The 13524-nt window shown below is 68.7% G+C and carries 10 protein-coding genes; 6 read left to right on the top strand and 4 right to left on the bottom strand.

Features of this window, described 5'->3' with window-relative positions; translation table 11 throughout:
• Positions 1 to 99 precede the first annotated feature (99 nt).
• From ACX9OT_RS05300 to ACX9OT_RS05280, 5 genes are all read left to right on the top strand, one after another.
• Positions 100 to 1806 carry an alkaline phosphatase gene (locus tag ACX9OT_RS05300; protein WP_032128997.1) on the top strand — a complete coding sequence of 569 codons (1707 nt, stop codon included), beginning with the start codon at positions 100 to 102 and terminating at the stop codon, positions 1804 to 1806.
• Positions 1803 to 2348 (top strand): WG repeat-containing protein, encoded by a 546-nt coding sequence (locus tag ACX9OT_RS05295; protein WP_032128996.1) that lies wholly within the window; start codon positions 1803 to 1805, stop codon positions 2346 to 2348. The genes ACX9OT_RS05300 and ACX9OT_RS05295 overlap by 4 nt, the downstream gene beginning before the upstream one ends.
• A 711-nt stretch (positions 2349 to 3059) precedes the next feature.
• Positions 3060 to 4346 (top strand): tRNA lysidine(34) synthetase TilS, encoded by a 1287-nt coding sequence (gene tilS / locus ACX9OT_RS05290; protein WP_459001292.1) that lies wholly within the window; start codon positions 3060 to 3062, stop codon positions 4344 to 4346.
• Positions 4347 to 4382: 36 nt separating this feature from the next.
• Positions 4383 to 4643 carry an exodeoxyribonuclease VII small subunit gene (locus ACX9OT_RS05285; RefSeq protein ID WP_005410522.1) on the top strand — a complete coding sequence of 87 codons (261 nt, stop codon included), beginning with the start codon at positions 4383 to 4385 and terminating at the stop codon, positions 4641 to 4643.
• The gene (locus ACX9OT_RS05280) at positions 4633 to 5511 is read left to right on the top strand and encodes a polyprenyl synthetase family protein (protein WP_049462723.1); all 879 of its coding nucleotides are present in this window, start codon (positions 4633 to 4635) and stop codon (positions 5509 to 5511) included. The genes ACX9OT_RS05285 and ACX9OT_RS05280 overlap by 11 nt, the downstream gene beginning before the upstream one ends.
• Positions 5512 to 5623: 112 nt before the next feature.
• Here the strand turns inward: ACX9OT_RS05280 and ACX9OT_RS05275 are convergent, their stop codons facing one another.
• Both ACX9OT_RS05275 and pmbA read right to left on the bottom strand, forming a co-directional pair.
• Positions 5624 to 5995 carry a DUF4870 domain-containing protein gene (locus tag ACX9OT_RS05275; protein WP_071228717.1) on the bottom strand — a complete coding sequence of 124 codons (372 nt, stop codon included), beginning with the start codon at positions 5993 to 5995 and terminating at the stop codon, positions 5624 to 5626.
• A gap of 87 nt (positions 5996 to 6082) precedes the next feature.
• Positions 6083 to 7450 carry a metalloprotease PmbA gene (gene pmbA, locus ACX9OT_RS05270; RefSeq protein WP_201117027.1) on the bottom strand — a complete coding sequence of 456 codons (1368 nt, stop codon included), beginning with the start codon at positions 7448 to 7450 and terminating at the stop codon, positions 6083 to 6085.
• A 68-nt stretch (positions 7451 to 7518) separates the two neighbouring features.
• Between pmbA and yjgA the strand changes: the two genes are divergently transcribed.
• Positions 7519 to 8106 carry a ribosome biogenesis factor YjgA gene (gene yjgA / locus ACX9OT_RS05265; RefSeq protein ID WP_049398682.1) on the top strand — a complete coding sequence of 196 codons (588 nt, stop codon included), beginning with the start codon at positions 7519 to 7521 and terminating at the stop codon, positions 8104 to 8106.
• Positions 8107 to 8147: 41 nt separating this feature from the next.
• Here the strand turns inward: yjgA and tldD are convergent, their stop codons facing one another.
• Both tldD and ACX9OT_RS05255 read right to left on the bottom strand, forming a co-directional pair.
• Positions 8148 to 9593: a metalloprotease TldD gene (tldD, locus tag ACX9OT_RS05260; RefSeq protein ID WP_049398683.1), complete on the bottom strand. Its 1446-nt coding sequence runs from the start codon at positions 9591 to 9593 to the stop codon at positions 8148 to 8150.
• Between the two features lie 60 nt (positions 9594 to 9653).
• The gene (locus ACX9OT_RS05255; protein ID WP_459001288.1) at positions 9654 to 13508 is read right to left on the bottom strand and encodes a YhdP family protein; all 3855 of its coding nucleotides are present in this window, start codon (positions 13506 to 13508) and stop codon (positions 9654 to 9656) included.
• Positions 13509 to 13524: the final 16 nt, after the last annotated feature.

The following is a 13524-nucleotide window of genomic DNA, read 5'->3' as shown; positions in this document are numbered from 1 at the left end:
GGAACGACCGCCCGGCCGGCAAATCAGTGTGTCATCGGCGTGCCTTGCGAGGGCGGGCATAATGAACGTCCCGTTACAGTTTGTGAGATCCCAGCGTCCATGCGCCGTTCCGTCTCCCTGTTGGCCGCCTGCGCCACCACCCTGCTGCTGGGCGCCTGCGCCAGCACCACCCCCGCGTCCGCCCCGGCCGGCCTGAAGGTCGCCGTCGACCCCGTTGCCCATCCGGCCGGCGAGACCCCGCAGTGGTGGTACCGCAGCGGCGCCGCCCAGGCCGCCGCCAACGGCGCGATGTCCGGCAAGGCCAAGAACGTCATCCTGTTCCTCGGCGACGGCATGAGCCTGACCACGGTGGCCGCCTCGCGCATCTACGAAGGCCAGCAGAAGGGCGGCTCGGGTGAAGAGAACCTGCTGTCCTGGGAGCGCTTCCCGGCCACGGCGTTCAGCAAGACCTACAACACCGATTCGCAGACCCCGGATTCGGCCGGCACCATGACCGCCATCACCACCGGCGTGAAGACCCACATGGGCGCGATCGGCGTCAGCGCCGGCAGCCGCACCGACTGCGCCGACAGCCTGTCCAAGGGCCTGCTGACCTGGCTGCAGCTGGCCGACAGCGCCGGCCTGGCCACCGGTGTGGTGTCCACCGCACGCCTGACCCATGCCACTCCGGCCGCCACCTACGCGCACTCGCCCGAGCGCAACTGGGAAAACGACACCGACCTGACCGAAGCCGCGAAGGCCGCCGGCTGCAAGGACATCGCCCAGCAGCTGTTGTCCACCTCGCGCTATGGCCGTGGCCCGCTGGTCGCCCTCGGCGGCGGTCGCGGTGAATTCACCACCGTGGAAGAACGCGATCCGGAATACGACGACAAGGTCGGCCAGCGCCTGGATGGCCGCAGCCTGGTGCAGGAATGGCAGCAGGCGCACCCGCAGGGTGCCTACGTGTGGAACAGCAAGCAGCTGGCCGCCGCCGCCAACGCTCCGGCCATTCTTGGCCTGTTCGAGCCGGACCACATGCGCTACGAGTACGAGCGCCCGCAGGATCCGGGCGGTGAGCCGAGCCTGGCCGAACTGACGGCGGCAGCCATCAAGAACCTGGCCAAGCACCAGGAAGGCTACGTGCTGATGATCGAAGGCGCGCGCATCGACCACGCCAACCACAGCGGCAACGCCTACCGGGCTCTGACCGAGACCGTGGCCCTGTCCGACGCGGTGCGCGTGGCCAACGAACTGACTTCGGCCGATGACACCCTGATCATTGTCACCGCCGACCACTCGCACACCCTGAACTTCGTCGGCTACCCGGCGCGCGGCAACCCGATCCTGGGCAAGGTGAAGGACAAGGGCGGCGAAGATGGCGCCGGCAAGCTCGACTACGCGCTGGACGGCACCGGCCAGCCGTACACCACCCTGAGCTACGCCAATGGCCCGGGCCATACCGGCAGCAGCAACCAGCAGCCGGCCGGTCCGAAGCGTTACCCGCACAACCCGAGCAGCTTCGAACCGGCCAACGGCCGCCCGAACCTGCGCGAGGTCGACACCGAGCATCCGGACTACATGCAGGAAGCACTGGTGCCGATGAAGTCCGAGTCGCACGGCGGCGAAGACGTCGGTATCTGGGCACGCGGCCCGGGCAGCAAGGCGATCCGCGGCACGCTGGAACAGAACGCGATCTACCACATGATCGTGCAGGCCACCCCGGCCCTGCGCGAGCGCCTGTGCCAGGCCGGCACCTGCGATGACAAGGGCGTGCCGGTACAGCTGCCGGCGCCGACCGCATTCGAGCGCAAGGCCGAGGCCAAGTGATCGTGAGGCAGGCCCACCCTGCCCCTGCCAGCGGCCGCTTCGCGCGGTCGCTGGTCCTGCTTGGCGTGCTGGTCAGTGCCAATGCAGCGGCACAGGCACCGGCGTGCAAGCTGCTGACCGACGAACACGGGTTGTGGCCGCTGCCCAACTGCGAGGTGGTCGATCACCGGCCGAAGATCAGTGCCGACACGTTGAAGGACCTGAACTACGACGACCATGGCCTGGCCGTGGTGTACGCCGATCAGGGTTTCCACTACGTCAACCGCAAGGGCCGCAGCCTGCCGGTGCTGACCTGGGACAACGGCCCGGAAACGCCGCAGGAAGGCCTGCTGCGCGCCCGCGTAGGCAACCGCGTGGCCTACTTCGATCTGAAGTTCCGCCAGGTGGTGCCCGGCACGTTCGATTTCGGTTGGCCGTTCCAGGATGGCGTGGCCGAAGTCTGCAATGGCTGCCGGCGCGGCACGCCGGATGCCGATGGCCACACGCCGATGGAAGGCGGAGAGCGGTTCCGCATCGACCGTTCGGGTCGTCGGGTAAAGTAGGGTTTTCGGCAGGGCTGCGCCCTGCACCTGCAGACGCAACGGCAACGGCCGAAGCAACAGCGTGCATTCCGTGGGATGGCGGGGCACTGTGGGTTTGCGGGGACGGCGCAAGTACGTCCATGTAGCCTTGATCGCCGCATCCATGCGGCTCACACCCCGCAAACCCACAGTGCCCCGCCTCTGACAGATCTCCGCGGCTGTTGGTAGGTGTCGACCTTGGTCGACACATCTGTCAGATATCGAATGAGTCATCCACGCATGGCGTGGATCTACTGTGTCGACCAAGGTCGACACCTACCAAAGCGGTGCACGACGCCGTTCTGGCAGATCGCGGCATTCTGTCGAAGGCGGGGTGGGTCCGGTTGCGGGGGCGTGAGCCGCATGGGCCCGAGGCATGCCTCGGGCGGGTTGGGCAGGATGCCCAACCCCGGTCTTGCCGTGTGCGCAGGACTGCGCACACGAGCAAGCGGCGACCGAGCTTACATGGGTGAGGGCGCTTTGCTTGCGAAGCACGGCTTCGCAAGCGCCCGAACGCACAGCCGCCAGCGGCTGGGCCGGGCCCCGGAGGGGGACTTGCAGCGGCCCCCGCAACCGGGCCCACCCCGCCAACCCTCAGGAAACCCGCTTCTGCTGTTGCTTCGGCCGTTGCCGTTGCTTGCGCGTCTGCGGGTGCAGGGCGCAGCCCTGCCGAGCAACCCTATACTTGCCACCGTGACTGCCTTCCCTGCCCTCGTTCCGCTGGATGCGCCGCTGCTGGTGGGCTACAGCGGTGGTGTCGACTCCACCGTGCTGCTGCATTGGCTGTGGTGCTGCGCGCAAGCTTCCGGCACGGCGCTGCGCGCGGTGCACGTGCACCACGGGCTGCAGCCCGATGCAGATGACTGGGTGCCGCACTGCCAGCAGCAATGCGACGCCTGGGGCATCGAACTGGCCGTGCACCGCGTGCAGGTCGAGAACGGCACAGGCCTGGGCACCGAGGGTGCCGCGCGACTGGCACGACGCGCCGCGTTCGCGGCCGAACTGCGCGACGGCGAAACCCTGGCGCTGGCACAGCACCAGGACGACCAGGCCGAGACCTTCCTGTTGCGCGCCCTGCGCGCTTCCGGCGTCGATGGCCTGGCGGCGATGTCCACGCACAGCCGCCTTGGCGAAAAGCCTCTATGGCGACCGCTGCTGGCAGTGCCACGCAGTGCACTCCTCGACTACGCCCGCCAGCATGCACTGCACTGGATCGAAGACCCCAGCAACGCCGACGACCACGCCGATCGCAACTTCCTGCGCCTGCAGGTACTGCCACTGTTGCGCCAGCGCTGGCCGCATGCCGCTGCGGCGATGGCGGGCAGCGCAACGCACTGCGGGCAGACCCGCGAACTGCTTGACGAGGAAGACGCCGAGCTGATCGCGCACCTGGAAGTCGCTCCACGTGTGCTGTCGCTACAGCTGCTGCGCCAGGTCTCACCGGGTCGCGCCGCACGCGTGCTGCGTGCCTGGGTGGTGGGCCACGATGCGGCACCGCTGCCGGCCACGGTGCTGCAGCAGGCGCTGGACGAACTGCTGCCGGCCGACAACGATCGCAAGGCCCGGGTGAGTTGGCACGATCACGCGATCCAGCAATGGCGCGACCACGCTTATCTGCTGCCGGCCCGGCTGCCTGCGCTTCCCCCCGAGTGGCAGGCCGAATGGGATGGACGCGCACCGCTGGCACTGCCCGATGGCGGACAGCTGCGCCTGCAGGGCACCCCGGCCTTCGAACGCCCGCTGCAGGTCCGTGCACGCGTGGGCGGTGAGCGCATTCTGCTGCCCGGTCGCCAGCATTCGCACGCGTTGAAGGACTGCCTGCAACGCGAACACCTCGCCCCCTGGCGACGCGCGCAGCTGCCGCTGATCTTTGATGGCCCGCAGTTGCTGGCCGCCGCCGACGTGGTCATCGCCGCACCGCTGCAGGCCTGGTTGCAGGCGCATGGCGCACAGTTGCAGTGGCGCCCGGGCGGCTGGTGAATTGACCCCCGCGCGCGGCCCGTCCACACTTGCCGCATGGCCAAGAAGTCCCCCGAAAACGCCTCCCCGGTCGCCCAGTTCGAGCAGTCGCTCGAATCGCTGGAGCAGCTGGTGGAGCAGATGGAAACCGGCGAGCTGAGCCTGGAAGCTTCGCTCAGTGCTTACGAACGTGGCGTCGGTCTGTATCGCCAGTGCCAGCAGGCGCTGGAGCAGGCCGAGCTGCGCGTGCGCCTGCTCAGCGATCCGGCGCAGCCGGAAGCATCCGAGCCTTTCGATCCGCCCAGCCATGACGGCTGAGGTTCTGTTCGCGCGCTGGCGCGACCGTATCGAAAGCCAGCTCGACGCCGCGCTGCCCTCGCCTGCCGAAGCGCCGCAGCGCCTGCACCAGGCCATGCGCTATTCGGTGCTGGGCGGTGGCAAACGCATGCGCCCGCTGCTGGTCTACGCCAGTGGCCACCTGTTCGGTGCGCAGCCGGAAAGCCTGGATGCGGCCGCCATGTCCGTCGAACTCATCCACGCCTACTCGCTGGTGCATGACGACCTGCCGGCGATGGATGACGACGCGCTGCGTCGCGGCAAGCCGACCACCCACATCGCCTTCGATGAAGCCACCGCGATTCTGGCAGGCGACGCGCTTCAGACCCGTGCCTTCGGCCTGCTGGCCGATGCACCGCTGCCGGCCACGCTGCGCGTGGCCTGCCTGCAGACCCTGGCCCACGCGTCCGGCGCCGCTGGCATGTGCGGCGGCCAGGCGCTGGATATCGATGCCACCGGCCAGCAGCAGACGCTGGCGGCATTGACCCGCATGCATGCCCTGAAGACCGGCGCGCTGATCCGTGCGGCGGTGCGCATGGGCGCGCTGTGCGGCCAGGCCCACGAACCTCAGCTGGCCCAGCTGGACAGCTTCGCCGACGCACTCGGCCTGGCCTTCCAGGTACGCGATGACATCCTCGATGTCGAGGCCAGTTCCGAGCAGCTGGGCAAGACCGCCGGCAAGGACCAGGCGCAGGACAAGAGCACCTTCCCCGCCCTGCTCGGCCTGGACGGGGCGAAGGCCCAGCTGCACGAACTCGCGGCACGCATGCAGGCGATCCTGGCCGGGTACGGCGAAGAGGCCGATGCACTGCGTGCGCTGGCGACGCTGGCGGTCGAACGCGATCATTGATCGCTGGTGGTGATGCTGCCGCGCTGCGCGCTCGCCGGGCATGGCCCGGCGCTACCGTCAAGCAAAAACGCCCGGCAATGCCGGGCGTTTTCAGTTCCGCATGCAGCTGGTTTTACTTGACCAGGCGCAGCGCGAACGGGTAGCGGTACGCTTCACCGTTGTTGGCCTTGACCGCTGCAATGATGCAGAACACCAGGTTCAGGATGCCGACGATCGGGGCCAGGATGCCGCCGATGATCACGATGGTCAGCACGATGCAGATCAGCATCGCGATGGTGATGGTGATCTGGAAGTTCAGCGCTTCCTTGGCCTGGTCGGTCACGAAAGCCTTGCTGGCGTCGTCCTTGTTGATCAACCAGATGATCAGCGGACCGATGAACCAGGTGAAAATGCCCAGCAGGTGCGCGGCCAGGGCCATGGTGCGCTGGTCGGCCGGCACGTCGGTGGTGGCCGGCGGCGGCGGGACGTTATCGAATTCGCTCACGACAAAACTCCTTTTCATTGGGTGGTCTTGACCCACCAGCACCAAGCTGGTTGCGTCAGGCGGGCATAGCTTACGCCATCGACGCCATCAATCATTACCGGCGATGGTCATCCGCCCCAGCAGGATCGAACCGGTCCGGACGTGCGAGCGCGGGTCGACGTCGCTGCCGACCGCTTCGATGCTGCTGAACATCTCGCGCAGGTTGCCGGCGATGGTGACGCCATCCACCGGGTACTGGATCTCACCATTCTCGACGCGGAAGCCGCCGGCACCGCGCGAGTAGTCGCCGGTCACCCCGTTCACGCCCTGCCCCATCAGTTCGGTCACCAGCAGGCCATCGCCCATCTGCCGGGCGATGTCCTGCAGGGAACCCGCGTTGGCGGCCAGCTGCAGGTTGTGCACGCCACCGGCATTGGCGGTGGTCTGCAGGCCCAGCTTGCGTGCCGAGTAGCTGCCCAGCACATAGCGCTGCAGCACGCCGTCACGGACCAGGGCCGAAGCACGCGTGGCCACGCCGTCACCGTCGAAGGCGGCCGAGCGCAGGCCACGGCGCAGGTGGGGCAGTTCCTCGATCTGCATCCAGTCCGGGAACAGCTGCTGGCCAACGCTGTCCAGCAGGAAGCTGGCCTGGCGGTACAGCGCACCGCCGGACACCGCCGACAGCAGGTGGCCAACCAGGCTGCGCGCTACTTCCGGGGCGAACAGCACCGGCATGGTGCCGGTGGCCATCGAGCGAGGCTGCAGGCGGGCGACGGTGCGCTCGGCAGCACGACGACCGACCAGGCCCACGTCTTCCAGATCCTCGCGGGCCAGCGCGCTGGTGTACCAGCCATCGCGCTGCATGCCATCGCCCTGGCCGGCGATCAGCGCACAGCCCACCGAATGATGGGTGCCACGCTCACGGCCGAAAAAGCCATGCGAATTGGCGTACACCGACAGGCTCTGCATGCTCGAAACCGAGGCGCCGTCGGAATTACGGATCTGCGCATCGGCCTCACGGCCTGCGTTCTCGCAGGCCAGGGCCAGGTCCACCGCCTCGTCGGCCTGCAGCGCCCAGGGGTGCCAGGCATCCAGATCCGGGAAATCGGTGGCCATCAGTGCGGCCTCGGCCAGGCCGGCAGCCGGGTCATCTTCGGTGTGCCGGGCGATTGCACAGGCCTGCTCGACCGTGGCGGCAAGGCTGGCCTCGTTCAGGTCGCCGGTGCTGGCGCTGCCCTTGCGTTGGCCGAAATAGACGGTGACGGCGATACCGCGGTCACGGGTGGACTGCACGGTCTCCACCTCGCCAAGGCGGACATTGACCTCCAGGCCACGATCCTCGCTGCAGCTGACCTCGGCCTGGCTGGCGCCCAGCGCACGGGCGCGGTCGAGCAGCTGCTGGGAGAGGTCGGCCAGCCGTTCCAGCCGGGCCAGGCTGTCGTCGCCGACAGCGACTTCAGGGGCGATCACGTTCAATGCTTTATCCTGTACGGGTTGGGCCCGGCATCACGCCGGGCGACTTTTTTTGAGATCAGGTAGGAACGATGCGCGGACGCGACGAAGAAACCGGTGAATTCCACGACAAGAGCCGCAGCCAGAACCGGCGCGACGCGCTCGACGTCCTGGCCCTGGGCGAGAAGCTGGTGTCGTTGACCCCGGCGCAGCTGGCACGCCTGCCGATCCCGGAAGACCTGCTGCCGCATATCGCCGAGTGCAAGCGCATCACCGCCCACATCGCCCACAAGCGCCAGCTGGCGTTCCTGGCCAAGCACATGCGCCGCGAAGAAGACGCCACGCTGGATGCGATCCGCGATGCGCTGGACGCCAACAGCGAAACCGGCCGCCGCGAAGTGGCGATGATGCACCGCGCGGAAGACTGGCGCGAGCGCCTGCTGGCCGAGGGTGACAAGGCGCTGGCTGCACTGCTGGACGACTACCCGCAGGCCGACCGCCAGCAGCTGCGCACGCTGGTGCGCAATGCCCAGGCCGAAAAGGCCAGGAACAAGCCGCCACGCGCCTACCGCGAAATCTTCCAGGTGCTGCGCGCGCTGATGCTGCCGGCCGCACTGGGCCTGAAGGCCAGCGCCGAAGACGCCGACCCCGTCGACAGCGACGAAGCCGACGAGGACTGAGTCCGCGCCGGCCTGGGCGGTGGCGCTGGCCATCGCCCGGCTCAGGCCTGGGTACCGCCGACCGTGATGCCCTCGATCAGCAGCGAGGGCTGGCCGACACCCACGGGCACGCTCTGCCCGTCCTTGCCACAGATGCCCACGCCCTCGTCCAGGGCCAGATCGTTGCCGACCATGCGCACCTTCTGCATGGTTTCCGGACCGTTGCCGATCAGCGTCGCACCCTTCACCGGCGTGGTGATGCGGCCATCCTCGATCAGGTAGGCCTCAGTGGCCGAGAACACGTACTTGCCGCTGGTGATGTCGACCTGACCGCCACCGAAGTTGACTGCGTACAGGCCCTTCTTCACCGAACGGATCATTTCCTGTGGGTCGTGCTGGCCGGCGCGCATGTAGGTGTTGGTCATGCGCGGCATGGTCAGGTGCGCGAATGATTCACGGCGGCCGTTGCCGGTCGGCGCCATGCCCATCAGCCGTGCGTTGAGGCTGTCCTGCATGTAGCCGACCAGGATGCCGTCCTCGATCAGGGTGGTGCACTGGCTCGGGTGGCCCTCATCGTCGATGTTCAACGAACCACGGCGTCCGTCCAGCGTGCCGTCATCGACGATGGTCACGCCCGGGGCGGCAACGCGCTCGCCGATGCGGCCCGCGTAGACGCTGGTGCCCTTGCGGTTGAAGTCGCCTTCCAGGCCATGGCCGACCGCTTCATGCAGCAGCACGCCGGGCCAGCCCGGACCAAGCACCACCGGCATCACCCCGGCCGGTGCCGGAACGGCGTCCAGGTTCACCAGCGCCTGGCGCAGCGCCTCGCGGGCAAAGGCCTCGGGGCGGCCGTCGGCGAACAGCTCCTCATACCCGTAGCGGCCACCACCGCCGGCATAGCCGGACTCGCGGCGGCCGTTGTGCTCGACGATCACCTGCACGTTCAGGCGCACCAGCGGGCGCACGTCAGCGCCCAGCACACCGTCGCTGCGGGCGATAAGTACCGTATCGACGCCGCCGGACAGGCTCACCATCACCTGCTTCACGCGCGGGTCGGCGGCGCGCAGGTAGCCATCCAGGCGCTTGAGCACCTCGACCTTGGCCTCGTTGCCGATGCCATCGATCGGGTCCAGCGCCGGGTACAGCGCGCGCGCGTTGCCGCGCAGCAGCGACCGCCCGGACTGGGCGCCACCTTCACGCGAGATCGCACGCGCCGACTGCGCCGCCGTCAGCAGCGCATCGGCATGGATGTCGTCGGAGTAGGCGAAGCCGGTCTTCTCGCCGGAAATCGCCCGCACGCCCACGCCCTGCTCGATGGAATGGGCGCCGTCCTTGACGATGCCATCTTCCACGCTCCAGCTCTCGCGGCGGGCATGCTGGAAATAAAGGTCGCCGAAGTCCACACCGGGGCCGAGCAGCTGGCCGAAGGTGCGCTCCAGGCCAGCGGTATCCAGGCCGCCGGGGCGCAGCAGGCGGTCTTGGGCAAGCGTCAGGGCGATATCAGTCATGGTTCTCGATCTGGGGATGCGGGGGCGCTCAGGCAAGCCCCGTGAACAGGAAAGCCGCGCTCAACGCGAGCGCGGCAGGCCGGTGATGGTCGGCGGAATGGCCGGCGCCGGTGCCGGTACGGGTGGCGGAGCCTTGTCGCGGCTGCGCTCGATCACTTCCACCTTCGGTTCCTTCCATGGACCGGTCACCTTGTAGGTACGGGCGCCAATCTCGCCCAATGGCTTGGACAATACCGCATTGGTGGCCGCGCCCAGCGCCGCCCCCACCGGGCCACCGGCGACCGCACCCACCACGGTCAGCAGATTGCCTGCACGCGGGTTGACGTCGATGGTCTGGTCGAACTGCTGGTTGCGCAGGTCGGCCTGGCCGCGGATGGTGATGTTGGCTGCCGGGCCTTCGATCAGCACCTTGTCGGTGCGTGCCATGCCCTGGCCGAACTGCATGCTGCCGTCGATCTGGTTGAACGCGAAGCCCTTGGAGAAGAAGTCGCGGAAGTCGAACATCAGGCGCCGCGGCAGCTGGGTGACACTGAGCAGGCCCAGCACCCGGCCAGCGCCCGGTTCCAGCTCCAGCAGCTGGCCGTTGCGCGCGTGCAGGTCCAGGCGGCCCTGCAGGTTGCCCAGCTGGAAGTCCGACGGCCCCCCACTCCACGTGGCCTGCAGCTGCGCCTGGCCGGAACCGCCACGCAGCTGGCCGCCGTAGTCGAGGTTCTGCATCAGTCCGCCCAGGTCCTCGCTGCGCACCTGTGCGGTCAGCTCGGTGCGGGCACCACCGGTGCGGCCCAGCCAGCGACCGCTGATGTCGATCTCCTGGTCGGGCGCACGGAAGCGCAGCTCGTCCACGTTCAGGCCATTGGCCAGCGGCCGCGTACGCAGTACCGCCTGGCCCAGCACCACCTTGCCGAACTTCAGGTCGGCGATGTCCAGCGCGAACGGCGGCAGCTTGGCCGGGTCCATGTCGTTGGCGCCGGCCTGTACCCGTGCCGGTGCGGCCGATGCACCCGGAGCCGCCGGCAGGGATTGCCAGTGCACGCGGTCGAGCTGGCCACTGATGGTGCCGCCGTCTGCATTGGGGACGGTCAGGCGCCCGGCCAGCGACGGGCCGTCCAGGCGCACATCCAGTGCCTGCGCGCCCGGGCGCAGCTGCAACCGGGTCTGCTCGAACACGCCACCGATCAGCTTCAACTGGCCGACCTGCACGTCCACCGCACGCAGCGGCATGGCGTCGTCATCACTGCCACCCCGCGCCAGACTGATCCACTCCAGAGCGTCCAGGGTCGGACTGCGGCCATTGACGGTCAATCCGCTCGGCGGCGGCTCGCGGTCGACATGGTCGCTGCCCAGCGTCACCTGCACACCGGTCTGGTTGTTGTGGCTGCGTGCGGCCAGCGCCAGGCGCTGACCGAACGCAACGTCGATGCGGCCGGCCCCCATCGGCAGCTGTGCAGCCACGGTGGTCGCCAACGGCTCGGCAGCCGGTTTGTCCAGCGGCGCCGGCAGGTCCAGCCGGGTCCCGACCAGATCGGAGCTCAACCGCAGCTCGCTGGGCGGCGCAGGCGCCCCTGGAGCAACCTTGGGCAGGCTGACCGCGATGGTCCACGGCGAGGTTCCGGTGATGTAGGGCTTGAGCCAGGCCATCTCCGGGGCGCGGTCGATCAGCACGCCAGCATCCAGCGTGGCCGACAGCTGCGATTCGAAGGCCAGTCTGCTGTCGTGCACGTAGCCACCGGCACGCAGGCTCAGGCGACCGTCCTGGCCGAGGTGGCGCACCGACAGCGCCTCGGCATCGAAACCGCCATTGCTGTAGCGCGCCTGCCCCTGCATGTTGTCGAAGGCGAGCTGGAAGCGCTTGTCGACCAGCTTCACGCCGGCCAGATCGACCGTCCCCTGCAGGTGGCCGCCACCTTCATCGTGGTGGAGTGGCTGCAGCAGATCGAAGGTCACATGCGCCGGGCCGGCAGCAGTGAGGTTGTCCAGGGTGTCGCCATAATCCTTGTGCAGCGGGCTCTGCCGCAGCATCGCCAGCAGCTTGCCCGCCTCGCTCTGCGCATCGGCGCGCACATACAGCGGCTGCTGCCCGAAATCCGGAATGCCCGCCTCGAACTTCTGCACTGCCACACCGGCCAGATCGCCGCGCCCATGCATGTCGAAGCCGGGGCCGATGAAGGCGATATCGGCGTCGACCTGGCTCATCAACGGCCAATCGTGCTGGAAACGGATGTCACCGTTGGTGATATGGCCGGTGGCCTCGAAGCGGCCATCGTTGTTGTCGAACGGCCAGTCGTCCAGGTCGCCACTGACCAGGCCGATGCCATTGCGCACCTGGCCGCCGGCCAGCGCCATGTCCAGCCAGTCGGTGGCGCCCTTGCTCATCTTGGAGTGGATCCAGAAGCGCTTGGCCGCAGTCATCGGCACGTCGTCCAGCTTGGCCGCCAGCTGCAGCCACGGCCGCGTACCGTCGCCCTGGAACCAGACCCCGCCGCGCACGTCGGCCGCATAGTCGGTGCCTTCCACGCGCATCGCCGCAGTACCGATACGCCAACCACCGCCCTCGTCGCGCCAGCCCACCACCTGTCCCGCCAGATGCAGGTCATGACGCACACCAAAGCCGGTCGGCCAATCGAACTGCAGCTGCCGTTGCGGCTGCAACTGCAGGCTGAAGCCATCCGCGTCGCCTTCGAAGCGCCCGCCCAGGCCGCGCAGGCCGGGCGAATTGCCCACGCTGGCGAAGCCCAGCGACTGCAGTTCGCCCTGCGCCCACAGCGGGCCATCGCGATCGCCCGCCAGCTGCAACTCGCGCACGTCCAGCTGCGGCCTGGACAGGAACAGCCAGCGACGCAGGCCCGGTTCGAGACGATCGCTCAGGGCCAGCGCACGCAGCGCGGTGCCGGCCTGCACTTCGCCAGAACGGACCCGCAGCTGCTTGCCAAGCTGCAGCTGCAGGCCATCGAGCTGCTGCTCGCCCTCTTCGGTTTTCAGGCGCAGGCGCGGCACCTGCAACGCCCAGCCATCAGCCTGGCGCTGCCAGCGCAGGCGTGCCTGCAACCGCTGCAGCTGCAGCTGCGGGGCCGCCATCGAGGGCATCGGTGCGCCATCGATGCGGACATCACGCAGGTCCGAATCGGTGGTCACCGCCACCGGCGCGAAATCGCGCAGGGTCAGCCACAGGTTGAGTTCGCCCTTGCCTTCGCGCAGGCGCACACCGCCGGCCGCCAGCAGCGGCGACCAGGCATGGAAGTCGACCGGATCGGCGCCCAGCCAGGCCTGGCCATTGCCGCGCACGCGGTCCACGTCCAGCACCGCCGTCAACGGCAGCGCTTCGGTCTGGGCCCAGGCACGCACGCCTACACGCAGGCGGTCGCCATTGACCCTCAGGCGCACGTCGATGCGTGGCAGCGTGGTGTCGATTCCCAGCCCCGGCGCATGCACGCCCAGGCGGCCTCCGATCACCTGCAGTTCGCCCAGCCGGCGCAGCGCATCCAGCGGGTCCCCGCCATTGGCGGCCTGCGGCAGGCCGCGTACCGACCAGCGACCGTCCTCGCCCTGCTGCAGGTCGAGCGCCAGGCCACGCAGGCGCAGCTCGGTCAGCGACCGGCCAGGCAACAGGCCGCTGTACATCGATACCAGCACCTCGGCCTCGCCGATCGCCAGGCCCTGGCCGGCGCCGATGCGCAGGCCCTTGAGCTGCAGCAGCGGGCCGCGCCGGGTCCAGGCGGTCTGCAGCTGGTCGAAACGCACCGGCTGGCCAGCGCGTTCACTCAGCCAGGCGGCAATCCTGTCGGGATGGCGCTCGGCCAGCGGCAGCAGCTGGCTGAGGGTGCCCACCAGCAGTGCAAGCCCGACCAGGCCCACCGCGCAGGCGGCAATGAAATGACGGCGGATCCTTCGCAGTCGCAGGCGCGGCGGCGCGCTCATCGGCCACCGCCGGCCT

This window comes from Stenotrophomonas genospecies 3 (genome assembly GCF_054473855.1).
The sequence above is the reverse complement of the archived record's forward strand: the minus strand, read 5'-3'. Positions and strand labels throughout refer to the sequence as shown.

Bases quoted from the DNA above. Each gene is read 5' to 3' on its own strand.
- ACX9OT_RS05300 (WP_032128997.1), top strand. From the start codon at position 100: ATGCGCCGTTCCGTCTCCCTGTTGGCCGCCTGCGCCACCACCCTGCTG.
- ACX9OT_RS05285 (WP_005410522.1), top strand. From the start codon at position 4,383: ATGGCCAAGAAGTCCCCCGAAAACGCCTCCCCGGTCGCCCAGTTCGAG.
- ACX9OT_RS05280 (WP_049462723.1), top strand. From the start codon at position 4,633: ATGACGGCTGAGGTTCTGTTCGCGCGCTGGCGCGACCGTATCGAAAGC.
- yjgA (WP_049398682.1), top strand. From the start codon at position 7,519: ATGCGCGGACGCGACGAAGAAACCGGTGAATTCCACGACAAGAGCCGC.
- tldD (WP_049398683.1), bottom strand. From the start codon at position 9,593: ATGACTGATATCGCCCTGACGCTTGCCCAAGACCGCCTGCTGCGCCCC.
- ACX9OT_RS05255 (WP_459001288.1), bottom strand. From the start codon at position 13,508: ATGAGCGCGCCGCCGCGCCTGCGACTGCGAAGGATCCGCCGTCATTTC.